Annotated in this window: 15 protein-coding genes and 1 pseudogene; 2 read left to right on the forward strand and 14 right to left on the reverse strand. The window is 72.1% G+C overall.

The features are described from left to right. Positions 1-106: 106 nt before the first annotated feature. The 5 genes from CR162_RS13710 to CR162_RS13730 are packed head-to-tail and all read right to left on the reverse strand — an operon-like array spanning position 107 to position 7,881. Positions 107-2,089, reverse strand: coding sequence for an ATP-binding protein (locus CR162_RS13710; RefSeq protein WP_099096102.1), 1,983 nt, complete (start codon positions 2,087-2,089; stop codon positions 107-109). Between the two features lie 9 nt (positions 2,090-2,098). Further along, on the reverse strand, positions 2,099-2,917 hold the full coding sequence (locus CR162_RS13715) for an enoyl-CoA hydratase/isomerase family protein (protein WP_090664803.1): 819 nt from the start codon (positions 2,915-2,917) through the stop codon (positions 2,099-2,101). Between the two features lie 17 nt (positions 2,918-2,934). After that, a complete protein-coding gene (locus tag CR162_RS13720) occupies positions 2,935-4,554 on the reverse strand; it encodes an acyl-CoA carboxylase subunit beta (protein ID WP_099096103.1) in 1,620 nt (539 codons plus the stop codon). A 19-nt stretch (positions 4,555-4,573) separates the two neighbouring features. Then, positions 4,574-5,740 (reverse strand): acyl-CoA dehydrogenase family protein, encoded by a 1,167-nt coding sequence (locus tag CR162_RS13725; RefSeq protein ID WP_090571750.1) that lies wholly within the window; start codon positions 5,738-5,740, stop codon positions 4,574-4,576. Positions 5,741-5,766: 26 nt separating this feature from the next. Next, positions 5,767-7,881 carry an acetate--CoA ligase family protein gene (locus tag CR162_RS13730; protein WP_245870356.1) on the reverse strand — a complete coding sequence of 705 codons (2,115 nt, stop codon included), beginning with the start codon at positions 7,879-7,881 and terminating at the stop codon, positions 5,767-5,769. 284 nt (positions 7,882-8,165) lie between these two features. Between CR162_RS13730 and CR162_RS13735 the strand changes: the two genes are divergently transcribed. Together CR162_RS13735 and aliB are read left to right on the forward strand one after the other, a co-directional pair. Beyond that, complete coding sequence (locus CR162_RS13735; RefSeq protein ID WP_099096105.1) at positions 8,166-9,146, forward strand: hydroxymethylglutaryl-CoA lyase; 981 nt, start codon at positions 8,166-8,168, stop codon at positions 9,144-9,146. A 38-nt stretch (positions 9,147-9,184) separates the two neighbouring features. Then, positions 9,185-10,351, forward strand: a complete 1,167-nt coding sequence (gene aliB, locus CR162_RS13740; protein ID WP_099096106.1) for a cyclohexanecarboxyl-CoA dehydrogenase — start codon at positions 9,185-9,187, stop codon at positions 10,349-10,351. Here the strand turns inward: aliB and CR162_RS23225 are convergent. The 9 genes and pseudogenes from CR162_RS23225 to CR162_RS13775 form a co-directional block, all read right to left on the reverse strand. Further along, entirely contained in the window at positions 10,284-10,643 is a 360-nt protein-coding gene (locus CR162_RS23225; RefSeq protein ID WP_367604123.1) for an AMP-binding enzyme, read from the reverse strand. The genes aliB and CR162_RS23225 overlap by 68 nt on opposite strands. Further along, a complete protein-coding gene (locus CR162_RS23230; protein ID WP_367604124.1) occupies positions 10,631-11,467 on the reverse strand; it encodes an AMP-binding protein in 837 nt (278 codons plus the stop codon). Before CR162_RS23230 ends, CR162_RS23225 begins: the two co-directional genes overlap by 13 nt. A gap of 22 nt (positions 11,468-11,489) precedes the next feature. After that, positions 11,490-12,008 (reverse strand): annotated as a pseudogene (locus CR162_RS23235) (AMP-binding protein); the annotation flags it as partial. Between the two features lie 34 nt (positions 12,009-12,042). Further along, on the reverse strand, positions 12,043-13,218 hold the full coding sequence (locus CR162_RS13750; protein ID WP_099096107.1) for an acyl-CoA dehydrogenase family protein: 1,176 nt from the start codon (positions 13,216-13,218) through the stop codon (positions 12,043-12,045). 34 nt (positions 13,219-13,252) lie between these two features. Next, entirely contained in the window at positions 13,253-14,239 is a 987-nt protein-coding gene (locus CR162_RS13755; protein ID WP_099096108.1) for a tripartite tricarboxylate transporter substrate binding protein, read from the reverse strand. An 82-nt stretch (positions 14,240-14,321) separates the two neighbouring features. Further along, positions 14,322-15,107 carry an enoyl-CoA hydratase-related protein gene (locus tag CR162_RS13760; RefSeq protein ID WP_099096109.1) on the reverse strand — a complete coding sequence of 262 codons (786 nt, stop codon included), beginning with the start codon at positions 15,105-15,107 and terminating at the stop codon, positions 14,322-14,324. Between the two features lie 62 nt (positions 15,108-15,169). Beyond that, a complete protein-coding gene (locus tag CR162_RS13765; RefSeq protein WP_099096110.1) occupies positions 15,170-15,913 on the reverse strand; it encodes an SDR family NAD(P)-dependent oxidoreductase in 744 nt (247 codons plus the stop codon). Positions 15,914-15,922: 9 nt separating this feature from the next. Further along, on the reverse strand, positions 15,923-16,684 hold the full coding sequence (locus CR162_RS13770; RefSeq protein WP_099096111.1) for an enoyl-CoA hydratase/isomerase family protein: 762 nt from the start codon (positions 16,682-16,684) through the stop codon (positions 15,923-15,925). Positions 16,685-16,715: 31 nt separating this feature from the next. Continuing rightward, positions 16,716-17,918 carry an ABC transporter substrate-binding protein gene (locus CR162_RS13775; protein WP_099096112.1) on the reverse strand — a complete coding sequence of 401 codons (1,203 nt, stop codon included), beginning with the start codon at positions 17,916-17,918 and terminating at the stop codon, positions 16,716-16,718. Positions 17,919-17,933: the final 15 nt, after the last annotated feature.

A 17,933-nucleotide genomic window follows, 5' to 3' on the forward strand; every position in this document is an offset into this window, starting at 1 on the left:
TTCCTTGTTCTTCTTTTCCCCGGCTGCGGGTCCGGCCGTACCGCCATCGCCCCGCCCCGTGGCGCATCATCGCGCTTCCGGCCGGCGACGGCCAGCGCGCAGCAAGTTAGGCGCCCACCGTCTCCGCCACTTCCAGCCGCGCGAGCAACTGCCGCGGCCGCACCTGCTCGCCCTCCGCGACGCGCAGTTCGACAACCTTGCCGGCGGCCGCCGCGGTGACCGCGAGGTGCATCTTCATCGCCTCGAGCACCAGCAGGGGCGCGCCCTTCTCCACCTGCTCCCCCGCCGTGACCTTCACGGCGACGACGCGCCCGCTCATCGGCGCCAGCACCTCGCCGCCCGCCGCCCCGTCCTGCAGCCGCGCATCCGACAGCGGCGCCGGCTCGAAGCGCAGCACCCGCCCGCCAAGGTCGAGCAGCAGCGCCTCGCCGTCGAAGGCGTGGCGGGCCGTCGCCTGCACGGGGCCGATGCGGAAGCGCAGCCGGTCGCCCTCGCGCGCCAACAGCGCCACCGCCAGCCCCGGCGCGTCATCGCCCGGCGGGGCCGCGCCCTCGCCCAGGCTGACCGCGAGATGGCCATCGGCGCGCGCGATGCGGGCATGGCGCAGCGTCTCGCCATGGCGCAGCCGCAGCGGCCGGCGCATCCGCCCCGCGCTCCACCAGCCCTGCCCGGCGCCCTCGCGCCCTTCCAGCAGCACCGCCGCCAGCGCCCAGGCCGCGTCGTCCGGCGCCGGGGCCGGCGGCATGGCCAGGCGGTGGTCCACCCAGTCGGTGGTCGCCTGCCCCCCGGCGAAGACCGGATCGCGCAGGATGCCGAGCAGGAAGTCGCGGTTGGTGGTCGGCCCCAGCAGCGCCAGTTCCTCGAGCGCGCGCACCAGCCGCCGCCGCGCCTCCTCGCGGCCGCGGCCATGGGCGATGACCTTGGCAAGCATCGGGTCGTAGAAGGCCGTCACCTCCTGCCCCGCCAGGATGCCGGCATCCACGCGCAGCCCCGGCCCCGCCGGCGGGTCGAAGACCAGCACCGGGCCGGTCTGCGGCAGGAAGCCCTGGCGCGGATCCTCGGCATAGAGCCGCGCCTCGATGGCGTGGCCGCGCAGCGCCACCTCATCCTGCGCGAGCGGCAGGCGCGCCCCGGCGGCGACCTCGATCTGCAACGCCACCAGGTCGAGGCCGGTGACGCATTCGGTGACCGGGTGCTCGACCTGCAGGCGCGTGTTCATCTCGAGGAACCAGAAGGCGCCCTCGGCGTCGAGCAGGAACTCCACCGTGCCGGCCCCGACATAGCCCACCGCATGGGCGAGGCGCACCGCCGCCTGCCCCATCGCCGCGCGCAGCGCCGGGTCCACCGCCGGGGAGGGCGCTTCCTCGATGATCTTCTGGTGGCGCCGCTGCACCGAGCAGTCGCGCTCGCCCAGATGCAGGCAGTTGCCATGGGTGTCGGCGAAGACCTGCACCTCGACATGGCGGCCCGACAGCACGGCGCGTTCGAGGATCAGCTCGTCGTCGCCGAAGGCGGATTGCGCCTCGGCCGCCGCGAGGGCGAGGGCGGGGGCGAGGTCGGCCTCGCGCTCGACGAAGCGCAGCCCGCGCCCGCCGCCGCCCGCCGCCGCCTTGACCATCAGCGGCAGGCCGAGGCCGCGCGCCACCGCGAGGATGCCGGCCTGGTCGAGGCCGCGGCATTCGAGCCCGGGCAGGCAGGGCACGCCCGCCGCCGCCGCCCGTTCCTTGGCCTCGCGCTTGTTGCCCATGGCCTGGATCGCGGCCGGGGGCGGGCCGATGAAGGTCAGCCCCGCGGCGATGCAGGCGGCGGCGAATTCCGCGTTCTCGGCCAGGAAGCCGTAGCCCGGATGCAGCGCGTCGGCGCCGGTCAGCGCCGCCGCCTCAAGCAGCCGCGGCACCGAGAGGTAGGATTCGCCCACCGGCGCGGGGCCAATCTCCACCGCCTCGTCGGCCAGGGCGACATGCGGCGCGCCGGCATCGGCGGCGCTGTGCACCGCCACCGTGCGATAGCCCAGCGCGCGCGCGCTGCGGATGATGCGCGCGGCGATCTCGCCGCGATTGGCCACCAGGATCTTGGAGAAACCCGCCACCGGCGCCCCCTATGCCTCGCCGGCCCAGGCCGGGCGGCGTTTTTCCAGGAAGGACCTCGTGCCCTCGATGCCTTCCTCGGTGGTGACGCAATCGGCGAAGACCTCGGCGGCGAATTCGATCATCGCCGCGTCGTCGAGCAGCGATGCGGCGTTGAGCACCCGCTTGGTGCCCGCCAGCGCCCCCGGCCCGCAGCGCCGCACTGCGCGCTCGATCTCGGCGAGGCGCGCCTCGATCGCCGCATCGTCCTCGCACAGGTGATGCGCGAGGCCGAGCGACGCCGCCTCCCGCCCGTCGATCCGCGCGGCGGTGAGCGCAAGCCGGCGCGCCTGCGACAGGCCGAGCCGCCGCACCACATAGGGGGCGATCTGCGCCGGGGCGACGCCGATGCTCGCCTCCGGCATGGCGAATTGCGCGTCGGGCCGCGCCAGGGTGATGTCGGCCGCGCAGGCAAGGCCGAAGCCCCCGCCCATCGCCGCCCCCTCGACCACCGCGACGACCACCTGCGGCGCGTGGTTGACGGCGCGGAACAGCTCCCCGCCCAGGCGGTTGCGCTCGCGCGCCGCGACGCGCGGATCCGCGGCCTGGTCGTGCAGGCTCTGGTCGCGCTCGCGCATGTCGCCGCCCGAGCAGAACCAGCCGCCGGCGCCGCGCAGCACCACCAGCCGCACCGAGCGGTCATCGGCCAGCGCTGCGAACAGCGCGCGCATCTCCCGGTTCAGCGCGGCGCTCATGGCGTTGCGGCGTTCCGGCCGGGTGAACAGCACGTCGAGCCGCATGCCGCGGCGGGCAAGCGCCAGCGCCTCATGCTGACCGGTGGCGATCTCCATCTCTCGTCTCTCCGTCGTCACAGGCGCGCCGCGCCGAAGGTGATCGGGCTCAGCGGCCGCAGCGCGCCCTCGCGGCAGATCGACAGGCAGAGCCCGAGCACCCGGCGCGTGTCGCGCGGGTCGATGATGCCGTCGTCCCACAGCCGCGCCGTGGCATAGAGCGCGGTGGAGACGCGGTCGTATTTCTCGATGATCTCGCGGCGCAGGGTGGCGATCCGCTCCTCGTCCACCGGCTTGCCGGCGCGCTGCAGCTTCGCCTCGGTCACGGTGCACAGCACGCCCGCCGCCTGCTCGCCGCCCATCACCGCGATGCGCGAATTGGGCCAGGAGAACAGGAAGCGAGGGTCGAAGCTGCGCCCGCACATGCCGTAGTTGCCGGCGCCGAAACTGCCGCCGACGATGACGGTGATCTGCGGCACGGTGGCGTTGGTGACCGCCTGGATCATCTTCGAGCCGTGCTTGACGATGCCCTCGGTCTCGGCCTCCCGCCCCACCATGTAGCCGGTGGTGTTCTGCAGGTAGATGATCGGGATGCCCGACTGGCAGCACAGCTGGATGAACTGCGCCGCCTTGACCGCGCCGCGCTGCGTGATCGGGCCGTTGTTGCCGATCAGCCCGCAGGGGTGGCCCTCGATCCGGCCGCGGCCGCAGATGGTGTAGGGGTCGAAGGCGGCCTTGAACTCCAGGTAGTCGGAATCGTCGAGGATGCGCGCGAGGATCTCGCGCATGTCGTAGGGCGTCTGGTGGCGGGGCGGCACCAGGCCGAGCAGCTCCTCGGCCGCATGGCGCGGCGGGCGGGCCGGCGGCACCTCGATCTTCGGCCGGCGGTCGTTCCAATAGAGCTTCTCCACCACCTCGCGCGCCAGGGCGATCGCGTCGGCGTCGTCCTCGGCGAGGTATTCGGTGGTGCCCGGCCCGGTCGCGTGCATGTCGGCGCCGCCGAGCTCCTCGTCGTCGGCGATCTCGCCGGTGGCGGCGCGCAGCAGCGGCGGGCCGGCGAGGAAGACGCGCGCGCGCCGCCGCACCATGATGACATGGTCCGACATGCCGGGCACATAGGCGCCGCCGGCGGTCGAGCTGCCATGCACCACCGTCACCTGCGGGATGCCGGCGGCCGACAGCCGCGCCTGGTTGAAGAACTTGCGGCCGCCGCGGACGAAGGTCTCCTCCTGGCGGAACAGGTTGCCGCCGCCGCTCTCGACCAGCTGGATCAGCGGCAGCTTCTCGCGCAGGGCGATGTCCTGCGCACGCAGCGCCTTCTCGGTGCCCATCGGCACCGTGGTGCCGCCCTTGATGGCGCTGTCATTGGCGATGACCATGACGCGCGTGCCCGCGACCTGGCCGATGCCCACGATCAGCCCGCCGCCGAACACCTCCTCCACCCCGTCATCGTCATGCATGCCGAGCCCGGCGAGGGTCGAGAGGGCAAGGAAGGGCGCCCCGGGGTCGAGCAGCAGCTCGACCCTCTCGCGCGGCAGCAGCTGGCCGCGGCGGCGGAAGCGTTCGCGCTCGCGCTCCGAACGCTGCCGCACCTTGTCCTCGAGCGCGCGGAAGCGGGCGATCTCCGCCAGCATCCGCTCCCGGTTGTCGTGGAAGGCGGGCGCTGCGGTGTCGAGCCGCGATTCGATCACCGGCATTGCCGGACCTCCCGCCGCCTCAATGCCGCTTCCGCTGCCGGTGCGACAGGCCCATGTCCTTGGCGATGATCTGCAGCATCACCTCATTGGCCCCGCCGCCGATCGAGCTGATGCGCGAATCGCGGTAGATGCGCGAGACCGGGTTCTCCCACATGAAGCCCTGGCCGCCCCAGAACTGCAGGCAGCCGCTCGGGATCACCTGCAGCAGCTGGCCCGCCTTGAGCTTCGCCATCGAGGCCAGCCGCGTGACGTTGCCGCCATTCACATAGATCTCGACCGCGCGGTAGATCAGCGAGCGCAGCGCCTCGATCTCGGTCTGCCATTCGGCCAGCTTGAACTGGATCCACTGGTTGTCGAGCAGGGCCTGCCCGAAGGCCTGGCGCTGGCCGGTGTATTCGGCCGTCATCGCCACCGCGTCCTCGAGCTGCGTGATGCTGCGCGTCGCCCCGTAGAGGCGTTCCTCCTGGAACTGCTCCATCTGGTAGATGAAGCCCTTGCCTTCCTCGCCGATGCGGTTGCGGACCGGCACGCGCACCTCGTCGAAGAAGATCTGCGCGGTGTCCGAGCAGCGCAGGCCGAGCTTGTCCAGCACCCGCGCCACCGTCACGCCCTTGGTCTTCATCGGCACCACGATGAGCGACTTGTTGCGGTGCGGCGCGCCTTCTTCGCCGGTGTTGCACAGCAGGCAGATCCAGTCGGCCTGGGCGCCGTTGGTGATCCACATCTTGCCGCCGTTGATGACGTAGTCGTCGCCGTCGCGCCGCGCATGGGTGCGGATGCTCGCCACGTCCGATCCCGCGCCTTCCTCGCTGACGCCGATCGCGCCGACCATGTCGCCGGCGATCAGCGGCACCAGGAACTCGCGGCGCAGCTCGTCCGAGCCATGCTTGGCCAGCGCTGGGCAGCACATGTTGGTCTGCACGCCGATCGAGGTGGACACGCCCTGCGCCGCGACATGGCCGAGCTCCTCGGCCATCACCGTCTCGTAGGAATAGTCGAGGCCGAGGCCGCCGAAGGAGGGCGGGCGGGTGATGCCGAGCAGCCCGGCCTTGCCGAGGATCTTCATCACCTGGTGGGCGGGGTAGCGGCCGGCCTTCTCCCACTCATCGACATGGGGGTTGATCTCCTCCTTCACGATGCGGGCGATCGTGCGGCGGATGGCCTCGTGTTCCTCGGTGAACAGCATGCGCGTCTCCTCGTTCGTTGTGTCGGTCAGAGCGTCTGGATCAGGGCGTCCACGGCGACGCCGCCGCGCCCGCGCGGGTGCAGGATGAAGGGGTTGACGTCCACGCCGAGCAGCCGGTCGCGGTGGCGGTCGGCGAAGACCGACAGCCGCGCGAGTGCGGCGGCCAGCGCCTCGACATCGGCCGGCGGCGCCCCGCGCGCGCCTTCGAGCAGCGGCCAAGCGCGCAGCTCGCGCAGCATCCGCATCGCCTCGGCCTCGCTGAAGGGCGCCACGCGGAAGCTGACATCGCCGAGTGCCTCGACATGGATGCCGCCGAGCCCGGCCATCACCACCGGGCCGAAGACCGGGTCGCGGTGGACGCCGAGGATCATCTCGGTGCCCCGCCCGACCATGGGGGAGACGATCACGCCCTCGATGCGCGCGCCCGGCGCCTTCTCGCGCGCCGAGGCGCCGATGCGCGCGAAGGCGTCGCGCACCGCCGCGGCGGAGGCGAGGCCGAGCGCCACGCCGCCCACCTCGGTCTTGTGGGCGATGTCGGGCGAGAGGATCTTCATCGCCACCGGGAAGCCCAGCGCCTCGGCCGCCGCCGCCGCCTCCTCGGCCGTGCGGGCGATGCGGTCGGGGACCATCGGGATGCCGGCGCCGGCGAGGATCGCCTTGGCCGCGCGCTCATCGAGCGGGCCGGCCGGCAGGTCCGGCTGCGGCGGCAGCACCGGCGGCGCCTCGGCCGCGCCGCGCTCGGCGAAGGCGCGCCCGAAGCGCACCAGCGCAGCGATGGCGCGCGTCGCCTCCACCGGGTCGCGATAGACCAGCATGCCGCGTTCCTCGAGGCTGCGGCGGACCTCCGGCGCGGCATCCATGGCCAACGCGAAGACGCGGTCCGAGAACTCGGCCGACAGCGCCTCGAAGATCGGGCGCAGGCGCTCGACGAAAACGGGGTTGCGGCCGAGATGCGCCATGAACAGCACCGCCGTCGGGCAGCCGCCCTGCTGCATCAGGATCCGCAGCGACTTCGGCCACAGCGAGAAATCGTGCAGCGCCGCGCCGGTCAGGTCCACCGGGTTGCGAAGCCCGCCCGCCGGCACCAGCGCGCGCAGCTCCTCCCGCGCCGGGGCCGGCAGTTCCGGCACGTCCAGCCCCTCGCGCCGCGCGGTGTCGGCGGTCAGCACGCCCGCCCCGCCCGAGATGGTCAGCACGCCGAGCGCCGGCGTGGTCGGGAAGCGCCCGAGGTTGCAGGCGTAGCCGATCGAGAGGAACTCCTCGAGCGAGCGGGCGCGGTGCACGTCGTACTGGCGGAACAGCGCGTCATAGACCTCGTCCGCGCCGGCCAGCGAGGCGGTGTGCGAGGCCGCCGCCGCGGCGCCGACATCCGAGGCGCCGACCTTCATCATCACCACCGGCTTGCCCAGCGCGCGGGCGCGTTCCAGCGCGCCCACCAGCGCCTGCGGCCGGCCGCAGCCCTCGATATAGGCGAGCACGACGCGCGTCTCGGGATCCTCGAGCGCATAGGCCAGGGTGTCGGTGAAATCCACATCCGCCTGGTTGCCCGTGGTGGCCCAGAGGTTGAGGCCGATCCCCTGGTCGCGCGCGAGGCCGAGGCAATAGGAGCCGAAGGCGCCGGACTGGCTGACGATGCTGACCCCGCCCGGCTTCGGCCAATTGCCCGAGACGATATAGGTGAAGGAGGCGATGAGCCGCCGGCGCACATTGATCGTGCCCATGCAGTTCGGCCCCATCAGCCGCATGCCGTGCCGGCGCGCCAGCGCGACCAGGCTGTCCTGCGCCTGCCGTCCCGCCTCGTCCACCTCGGCGAAGCCGGCGCTGAACACCACCGCGGCGCGCACGCCCTTGGCCGCGCAGGCCTCGATCGCGCCATGCACGTCGCGCGTCGGCACCGAGACGATGGCGAGATCGACCTCGCCCGGCACATCGGCGATGGAGCGGTAGGCGGGCAGGCCCTGCACCGTCGGGTAGTTCGGGTTGACGGGCAGGATGCGGCCCTCGAAGCCGGCCTCGATCAGGCCGGCGACGGGGCGGCCGCCGATCTTGAGCGGGTCGGCCGAGGCGCCGATCACCGCCACCGAACGGGCATTGAAGAAGGGCGCGACCGTGGCGGCCGCCGGCCAGGAACCGAGGGTCACGGGCGCCGCGCCCACCGGCGCGAAGCGCCCCGCATGGCGCGCCGCGATACGCGGCCCGCGCCGTCGTGCCGCAGCGCGGCCCGCAAGCGAGTCGTCATCCTGAACTTCCCCACCCATGGCCGCGGCTGCGTCGCGCCGCGTGCCTTGTTCTTGTGGTCCAATCATTGAGCGCCGGAACAGGGCTGTCAAGGATGCCGAGACGGCTGGCGCGATACCGCCCTCATGCCGCAAGATGGCGCGGCGGGCGCAACGCGCCGGCGCAAATGGGGAGGAGGCCAGGACGCATGTCCGATCTGCCGAAGCGCGTCGAGTTCCACGAGGAAGGCCCGCGCGAGGGCTTCCAGATCGAGCCGCAGGTCTATCCGCTCGAACAGCGCGCCGCGCTGGTCGAGGCTCTGGCCGAGACCGGCCTCAAGGCGGTGCAGGTCGCCTCCTTCGTCTCGCCCAAGGCGGTGCCGCAGATGGCGGATTCCGAGGCGCTCTTCGCCGCCATCCGCCGCCGCCCTGGCGTGCGCTACGAGGCGGTCTGGCTGAACGAGCAGGGCTTCGAGCGCGCCCGCGCCACGCCCGGCGTCGATCTCGCCGGCAAGATCAGCCTCTATGCCTCCGACGCCTTCGCGCGGCGCAACAACAACTGCTCGGCCGAGGAGATGCGCGGGCGCGTGCTGCGCTGGCTCGACCTCTATGCCGAGGCGGGGCTGAAGGTCGAGCGCGCGCTGGTCATGGCCGCCTTCGGCTGCAACTTCGAGGGCGAGATCCCGCCGGCCCGCGCGGTGGACGAGCTGGTCTGGGCGCACCGCACCTGCGCCGAGCGCGGCATCGTGCTGCCGAAGGTCTATCTCGCCGACACCATGGGCTGGGCCAATCCGCAATCGGTCCGCCGGCTGGTTGGCATGCTGCGCGAGGCGCTGCCCGCCACCCGCATCGGGCTGCACCTGCACGACACGCGCGGGCTCGGCGCGGCGAATGTGCTGGCGGCGCTCGAGATGGGGGTCGATCTGTTCGACAGCTCGATCGCCGGGCTCGGCGGCTGCCCATTCGCGGGGCATGGCGACAGCCGCGGCGCGGGCAACATCTGCACCGAGGACATGGTGTTCCTCTGCCACGAGATGGGCATCGAGACCGGCCTCGACCTCGAGAAGCTGATCGAGGCGGCGCGCCTCGCCGAGCGCATCATCGGCCGTCCGCTCGGCGGGCATGTCATGCATGCCGGCTCGCTCGCCAAATACCGCGCGCGGGCGGGCGCCGCCGCCGGCCACGGCTGATCGCGACCAGGGGCGGGACATCCGCGAGGGAACCACGAATGAGCTTCATACCGACCGAGGAGCAGCAGGCGATCTCCGACGCCGCGCGCCGCTTCGCCGCCAGCCGGCTCGCGCCCGGCTACCGCGCGCGCGAACAGGCCGGCGCGCTCGATCGCGCGCTGCTGCGCGAGATGGGCGGCCTCGGCCTGATCGCGCCCGAGATGCCCGAGAGCCATGGCGGCCTCGGCCAGTCCTGCGTGACGGCGGGGCTGGTGGTCGAGGCGGTGGCCCATGCCGACATCAATGTCAGCTACGTCCAGCTGCTCGGCTCGCTGATGGGCAGCATCATCCTGCGCCACGCGGCGCCGCCGCTGGCGCAGGACTGGGTGCGGCGCATCGTCGGCGGGGAGGCGATCGTCGCCATCGGCCTGACCGAGCCGCGCGGCGGGTCGGATGCGGCCAACCTCGCGCTGCGCGCCGAGCGCGCCGGCAATGGCTGGGTGCTGTCGGGCGAGAAGACCTCGATCAGCTGCGCCGACCAGGCCGAGGGGATCGTCGTCTTCGCCCGCAGCGGCCGCCCCGAGGACGGCGCGCGCGGCATCAGCGCCTTCCTCGTGCCGCTCGACGCGCCGGGCATCTCGCGCTCGCGCTTCGACGATTTCGGCACCTGCGCGGTGGGCCGCGGCTCGGTCTTCTTCGACGGCGTGAAGGTGCCGGCCGACCACATGCTCGGCGAGGAGAACCGCGGCTTCGTGCAGGTCATGCAGGGCTTCGACTACAGCCGCGCGCTGATCGGGCTGCAATGCATCGCCGCCGCGCAGGCCTCGCTCGACGAGAGCTGGGCCTACATCCAGGAACGCCGGACCTTCGGCGCGCCGCTGGCGCAATACCAGGGCGTGACCTTCCCCCTCGCCGAGGGGGAGACCATGCTCGCCGCGGCGCGGATGCTCTGCTACCAGACCCTGGCGCTGCGCGACCACGGCCTGCCGCACACCTCGGAAGCGGCGATGTGCAAGTGGCTCGCCCCCAAGACGGCGGTGGAGGTGATCCACCAATGCCTGCTGACCCACGGCCATGCCGGCTATTCGAAGGACCTGCCGCACCAGCAGCGGCTGCGCGACGTCATGGGACTCGAGATCGGCGACGGCACCGCGCAGATCATGAAGCTGGTGATCGCGCGCGAGAAGATCGGCCGCGTCGCGGTGCAATACGCGCGGCAGGGCTGATGCCCTGCCGCTGCTCGGGCGTCAGGCTCTTGGCCCGCTCGCGCAGCTGGAACTTCTGGATCTTGCCCGAGGGCGTCTTGGGCATCTGCTCCACCACTTCGAGCCGTTCGGGCAGGTACTGCTTGGCGATCCGCTCGCGCAGCAGGAAGGCGTTGAGTTCGGCGAGGCTCGGCGCGCCGGCGCCGGGGCGCGGCACGACGAAGGCGCAGGCCCGCTCGCCGAGCCGCGCATCCGGCATGGCGACCACTGCCGCCTCCTGCACGGCGGGGTGGCGGTAGATCAGGCCCTCCACCTCGACGACGGGAATGTTCTCGCCGCCGCGGATGATGATGTCCTTGGCGCGGCCGGTGATGCGGACATAGCCGTCCGCATCCAAGCGCGCGAGGTCGCCGGTCTCGAACCAGCCCTCGGCGTCCGTGGCGAACCATTCCGGCCGGCGCAGATAGCCGACGAAATTGCTGGCGCTGCGGATCTGCAGCCGGCCCTCCTGATCGGCCGGCAGCGGCTGGCCTCCGCATCCACCACCCGCAGCTCGACGCCGGGCAGCGGGCAGCCATCGGTCTCGAAGGCCTTCTCGGGCGGGTCGTCCGGCCGGGTGGTGGTGGTGGCGCCGTTCTCGGTCATGCCCCAGGCGGAGATGATGGTGGCGCCGAGCGACTCGGCGGCGCGCCGCGCCAGCACGCGCGGGATCGGCGCCCCGGCCGAAAGGAACATCCGCAGGCTGCGGACCGAGGCGGGCCGGCGCGCGCCCACCTCCGCGAGATCCGACAGGAAGGGCGTCGAGGCCATGGTGAAGGTGACGCCCTCGGCCTCGATCAGGTCGGCCGCCTCCTCCGGCTGCCAGATGTCCTGCAGCACCACCTTGGCGCCGAGCAGGATCGGCGCCATCAGCCCGTACATGAAGCCGGTCTGGTGCGCCATGGGCGAGGACATCATCAGCACATCCGCCGCCCCGAGGCCGATGCGCCCGATATAGCCGCGGACATTGCTGAACAGCGTGTTGGAGGTGTGCATCACCCCCTTCGGTTCCCCGGTGGTGCCGGAGGTGAAGAGGATCTGCACCACATCGTCGGCCGCCGGCCGCCGGCCGGCCGGCGGCGAAGATCGCGCGCGCATCGGCCCCGGGCTGCCGCGCCAGGAGCTGTTCGAAATCCTCCTCGCCCTCGCCGCCGACCACCAGCAGCCGGGCGAGCCGCGGCAGGCGCGGGCGCAGCGTCCGCGCCATCGCCGCGTGATCGAAGCCGCGATACAGCCGCGGCACGATGAACACCTTGCTCTCGGCCAGGGCGAGCATGAAGCCGAGCTCGCGCTCGCGGAAGATCGGCATCAGCGGGTTGGTCACCGCGCCGATCCTCAGGCACGCCAGGTGCAGGGCGGTGAACTGCCACCAGTTGGGCAGCTGGAAGGAGACCACGTCGCCGCGCCCCACCCCCATCCGCGACAGGCCGAGCGCGATGCGTTCCGCCCGCGCGGCGAGCTCGGCATAGGTCAGCGAGGCGCGCTCGCCGGTCAGGCTGTTGCGGCCGACGATGGCGGTCGCGCCCGGTTGCGCGGCGACCGCCGCATCCAGGCTGTCGGTCAGCAGATGGTCGCCCCACAGCCCCGCCGCGCGCATGGCGCGGATGCGGGATTCGGGCAGGATCGGGTCGAACTGCATGGACGTTGCCTCCGTTGATTGGGGGCCTGCCCTGTCAGTCGCGCCGGGCGAAACTCCGGCCGATCAGCTGGCGGTGCACCTGGTTCGTACCTTCCCATATCTGGGTGATCTTGGCGTCACGGAAAAGGCGCTCGACCCGGTAGTCCTGGATGTAGCCGTAGCCGCCATGCATCTGGATCGCGTCGGTGGCGATCCGCATGGCGAGGTCGGAGGCGCGCATCTTCGCCATGGAGGATTCGAGGCCGTAGCCCTCCTCGCCGTCCTCCATCACGCCGCACAGGTAGTCGAGCCACGCTTCGGCCATGGCGAGGTCGGTCGCGGCATCGGCGATGGTGAACTGGTTGGCCTGGAAATCCACGATCCGCCGGCCGGAGGAGCGGCGGTCATTGGCATAGGAGACCATGTCGCGGAAGGCCGCCCGCGCGATGCCGAGCGCATGCGCCGCCACCGAGGGGCGCGAGCGGTTGAGCGCGGCGAACAGCAGCTTCAGCCCCTCCCCCGGCGCGCCGATCAGGTTGGCGCGCGGCACGCGGCAGCCCTCGAAGGCGAGCGCGGCGGTGGAGGATGCGCGGTGGCCGAGCTTCTCCTCCAGCCGCAGCACCTTGTAGCCCTGCACCGCCTGCCGCTCGATCACCAGCAGGCTGATCGCGCCCTTGGGGTCGGCGATGCCCTCCCACTTGCCGAAAAGAAGCAGGAAATCGGCCACGTCGCCGCTGGTGATGAAGACCTTGCCGCCATCGACCACGATCTCGTCGCCCTCGGGGCGGAAGCGCGTGGTCATGGCGGTGGCGTCGGAGCCGCCGGCCGCCTCGGTGATGGCGAGCGCGCCGAGCGCGCCCTCGGCGATGCGCGGCAGCACGCGCGCCTTCAGCTCCTCGGAGCCGAAATCCATCAGCGGCCCGAGCGCATGGTAGTTGGTGGCATAGATGATGGCGGTGGAGGCGCAGGCCTCGGCGAGGATCTTGACCACCTCGAGATAGGTGCGGAAGCGCAGCCCCACCCCGCCATGGGCCTCGGGCAGGAAGATGCGGTTGAGGCCGAGCTCGTTGATGCGGCGGATATTGTCCCAGGGGAATTCGCCGCTGCGGTCGTGATGGGCCGCGCGCGGGGCGATGTGCTCGGCGCAGAGCCGGCGCACCTGGTCGAGCAGCAGCGTCTCCTCGGCGGTCCAGCCGCGGCGGCGTTCGAGGCGTTCGAAGATAGGGTTCATGGGTTCCTGCCTTTCCTGCGCTGGCGCCGCCCGGTCATGCCGGCCGCATGGCGGAACGGCGGACGACATCGCCCCAGCGCTCGATCTCGTGGGTGATGAAGGTGCTGATCGCCGCCGGCGGCATGGGCTCGCCCGGATTGGCGCCGAGTTCGGCGAAGCGCGCGCGCAGCGCCGGTTCGGCCAGCGCGGCGATGATGGCCTCGTTCAGCCGCGCCACCGCCTCGGGCGGCGTGCGCGCGGGCGCGAGCGCCGCGTTCCAGGTGCGGCAGTCGAAGCCCGCGACGCCCGCTTCCTCGAGCGTGGGCACGCCGGGGAAGACCGGCGAAGGGGTGCGGGTGCTGATCGCGAGGGCCCGCACGCTGCCCGAACGCACCAGCGCCGAGGCGGTGGAGACCGGGTCGAACATGAACTGGATCTGTCCCGCCACCAGATCCTGCAGCGCCGGGCCGTTGCCGCGATAGGCGACGTGCAGGATGTCCACCCCGGCCAGCAGCCGCAGCAGCTCGCCCGCCAGGTGCGGCGTGCTGCCCACCCCGGCCGAGCCATAGGTGAAGGCGCCCGGCCGCGCGCGCAGCAGCGCCAGGAAGGCGCGCGCATCCGCCGCCGGCACCGCCGGGTGGACGATCAGCGCCATCGGCACCTCGCTGAACATGGCCACCGGGGCGAAGTCGCGCTCGGTGTCGTAGGGCAGGGAGGGCAGCAGCGTCGGGTTGACCGTGTGGCTGGTGGTCGCCACCAGCAGCGTGTAGCCGTCGGGCGCCGCGCGCGCGACGAATTCCGAGCCACCGACGACCCCGCCGCCGGTGCGGTTCTCGACCACCACGGGCTGGCCGAGCCGGGCGGTGATCGCCTGCGCCACGAGACGGGAGACGACATCGGTGCCCCCGCCCGCGGCATAGGGCACGACAAGACGCACCGGGCGGTCGGGAAACGCCGCCGATGCGGGCGCCGCCAGCGCCACGCCGCCCATCCCGGCCATCAGCGACCGGCGCGAGATGCCAGGATTGTGCTTGTTGTTCATCGCCGCCTCCTCCCTGCCTTGTGGCGGGCGCGGGCGGTGGTCCGCCCGCGCCCGTGATGGTCCGGTTTCCCGCCGTCGCGCCTCAGCGGAAGGGCGAGAAGTCCGGCTTGCGCTTCTCGACGAAGGCGCGCTTGCCTTCCATCGCTTCCTCGGTGTGGCCGAAGCCGTCAAGCGCGGCCATCGCCATCTTGGTGGTACCGTAGGCATGGGCCGAATCGGCGTTGAAGGAATACTTCAGGAACTTGATGGCGGTCGGGCTCAGCGCCGCGATCTCCGCCGCCCAGCCCTTGGCCTCGGTCATCAGCTGGGCCTGCGGCACGATCTTGTTGACGAGGCCCATCTCCTTCGCTTCCTCCGCCGTGTACTGGCGGCAGAGGAACCAGATCTCGCGCGCCTTCTTCTCGCCGACGATGCGCGTCAGCAGCGCCGTGCCCCAGCCGGCGTCGAAGGAGCCGACGCGCGGCCCGGCCTGGCCGAAGCGGGCATTGTCGGATGCGATGGTCAGGTCGCACAGCACATGCAGCACATGGCCGCCGCCGATGGCGAAGCCGTTCACCGCCGCGATCACCGGCTTGGGGATGTCGCGGATGGTGGTCTGCAGCGTCTCGACCTCCCACAGCCCGTTGGCGCTGGTGCCGTAGCCGCCGGTCTCGACGTATTCCTTCTGGTCGCCGCCGGTGCAGAAGGCCTTGCTGCCCGCGCCGGTCAGGATCACGCAGGCGACCTTCTGGTCCACCCAGGCGCGCTGGAGGGCATTGATGAGCTCCTCCACCGTGCGGCCGCGGAAGGAATTGTAGCGGTCGGGCCGGTTGATGGTGATGATCGCCGTGGAATCCTCCACGGCATAGAGGATGTCGGTGTAGTCCATCGGTGTGTTCTCCTGGAGATGGGCGAGAAGGGAAGGCGCGGGGCGCGGCGGCCCCGCACCCGTCACGACATGGTCAGCCCGCCCGAGACGCTGAGCGTCTGGCCGGTGATGTAGCGCGAGCGGTCGGAGGCGAAGAACAGGATCGCGTCGGCGATCTCCTCGGGCTTCGCCACGCGCTTGAGCGGGATGGCTCGGGCCAGCGCCTCGCGCATCCGCTCGGGCTGGGCGGCGAAGAGCGGCGTGTCGGTCGGCCCCGGGCAGACCACGTTGCAGGTGATCTCGTGGCGCGCCATCTCGCGCGCCAGCGACTTGGTGAAGGCGATGACGCCGCCTTTGGCGCCGGCATAGACCGTCTCGCCCATGCTGCCGACGCGCCCGGCGTCGCTCGCCACCGTCACCACCCTGCCGCCGCCGCCTTCCATCATCGGGTCGAGGAAGGCGCGCACGAAGCGCACGCAGCCGAGGTAGTTGATCTGCACGATCTGTTCCCAGAACTCGGGCGGATTCTTCACGAAGGGCTCGATGCGGTCCCACCCGGCGGTGCTGATCACCGCATCGGCGCGCTTGACCTTCTCGTGCACCGCGGCGGCGAAGGCGGCGACCGCCTCGGGCTTGGTGACGTCGAGCGGCAGCGCCTCGGCCTGGCCGCCGGCGGCGGCGATGCGCGCGGCGGTCTCGCGCCCGCCCTCGAGGTTGAGGTCGCCGATGAAGACGCGCGCGCCGGCCTGCGCCAGCGCCAGGCAGGTGGCGCGCCCGATGCCGGAGGCGCCGCCGCTCACCACGGCCACCTTGTCGTTGAGTTTCATCTCTCGCTCCTACTTTCGTCTGCTTTCGAGGAAGGCCGAGACGCGCTTGCGCGCCTCCTCCGTGGTCATCAGCCGCCGCGTCGCGTCGTGCTCCATCGCGTAGCCGTCCGGGGCACGGTCGGTCGAGGCGCGGATGCACGCCTTGCAGGCGGCCAGCGCCGGCCCCGCGAGGCCGGCCACCTGGTCGGCCAGCGCGCGCGCGCGCGCCGGCAATTCGGCGCCCGGCACCGCCCACTGGACGATGCCCAGGCGTTCGGCGGTGGCGCCGTCCACCATGTCGTTGGCGAGGATGATGCGCGCCGCGACGCCCGGCCCGCACAGCCGGGTCAGCCGCTGCGTGCCGCCGGCGCCGGGGATCAGGCCGATGCCGGCTTCCGGCAGCCCGATCCGCGCCTCCTGCGCGGCGATCCGCAGGTCGCACGAAAGCGCCAGTTCCAGCCCGCCGCCGAGCGCCGGGCCGTTGATCTCGGCGATGGTGACGAGCGGCAGCCGCTCGATACGGTCATAGAGGTGATGGAAGGCGGCGACATGGCGCAGCATGTCGCGCACCCCATCCTCGGCGCCGAACCGCCCGCCGATCTCCTTGAGATCGGCGCCGGCCGAGAAAAACCGCAGCGCGCTGCGGATGTGCAGCGCGCGCGGCAGGCCCTCGCGCTCGATCCCGTCGAGCACGCGGTTGAAGCCGGCGAGGAACTCCTCGCTGATGGCATTGGCGGGCGCGCGGTTCATCGTCATCACGACGACGCCTTCGCGCCGCTCGACCTCGAACATCCTGATTCCTTCCTTCCCTTCTGCGGGCGCCTCAGCCCATCCGGCAGGCCGCCGATGGCGGCGGCGTCGCCTCGGCGGCCGGCACCGTCATCTCGATCGCGCGGTGCACGCGCCCGCCGTCGCGCACCACGCGGCCCATCAGGTTCGGCATCACCAGCTGGTGGTCCTCGGCGCGCATCCGCACCATGCCGAAGGGCGATTCGAACTCCAGGCCGTTCATCGCCTGCGCCACCTTGTCCGCATCGGTGCTGCCGGCCTTGCGGACGCCCTCGAAGATCAGGCGCATGCCGGTATAGGTCTCGGCCTCGTATTCGCCGGGGTCCTGGTTGAAGCGGCGGCGCCAGGCCTCGACGAAGCGGCGGTTCTGCGGCGTGTCGAGGGAGGCGTCGTAGTTGATGACGCCATAGGAGCCGACCACGTCCTCGCCCGCCGCGCGCAGCGTCGTCGGCACGATATAGGCGTGCCCGACGATCGTCAGCTCCGCCGCCAGGCCGAACTGCCGCGCCTGCTTGGCGAAGTTGATCGCGTCCCCGCCCGAGAGCACCACCCACACCCCCTGCAGCCCGGCCGCCTTGAGCTGCGAGATGTAGGGCGCGTAGTCGCGGGTGCCGAGCGGCGGGAAGACGCTGAGCGCGACCTCCTTGCCGGTTTCCTGCGCCGCGCGGGTGAAGCCGGCCGCCGAATCGCGGCCCCAGACGTAGTCCGCCGCGCAGATGCCCCATTTGCGTTCCGGCCGGCCGCGCAGCCACGGCCCCACCACCATCAGGTCCATCGCATCCGAATGGTTGGCGCGGAACAGCCGCCGCCCGCAGGCTTCGCCCGTCAGCCGGTCGGCCTTGTTGACCGTCGAGACGTAGAGCGCGTTCCACCGATCGAGCTGGCCCGCGATGGCAAGCCCGCTCGCCGAGGAGATGGCCTCGATCAGCAGCCCGTGGCCGCCCAGCGCGAGGCGCTCGGCGGCGCGGCGCGCGGCGTCGGGGTTGCTCTGCTCGTCGCCGATGCGGAACTCCACCTGGCGGCCGTCGATGCCGCCAGCGGCATTGGCCTCATCCACCGCGAACTGCACGCCGCGGATCACCTCCTCGCCCAGCACGGCATAGGCGCCGGTCTGCGAGGTGGGCACGCCGACGCGGATCGGCTCGCGCCGCGCCTGGGCGCGCGCCGTCCCGGCAAGCCCGGCGGCGGAAGCGCCGAAGGCGGTGGCGCCGATGATCGCTTCTCTCCTGCTTCGCATGACGTTCCTCCTGTT

The organism is Teichococcus rhizosphaerae (assembly GCF_002631185.1).
Classification (GTDB): domain Bacteria; phylum Pseudomonadota; class Alphaproteobacteria; order Acetobacterales; family Acetobacteraceae; genus Pseudoroseomonas; species Pseudoroseomonas rhizosphaerae.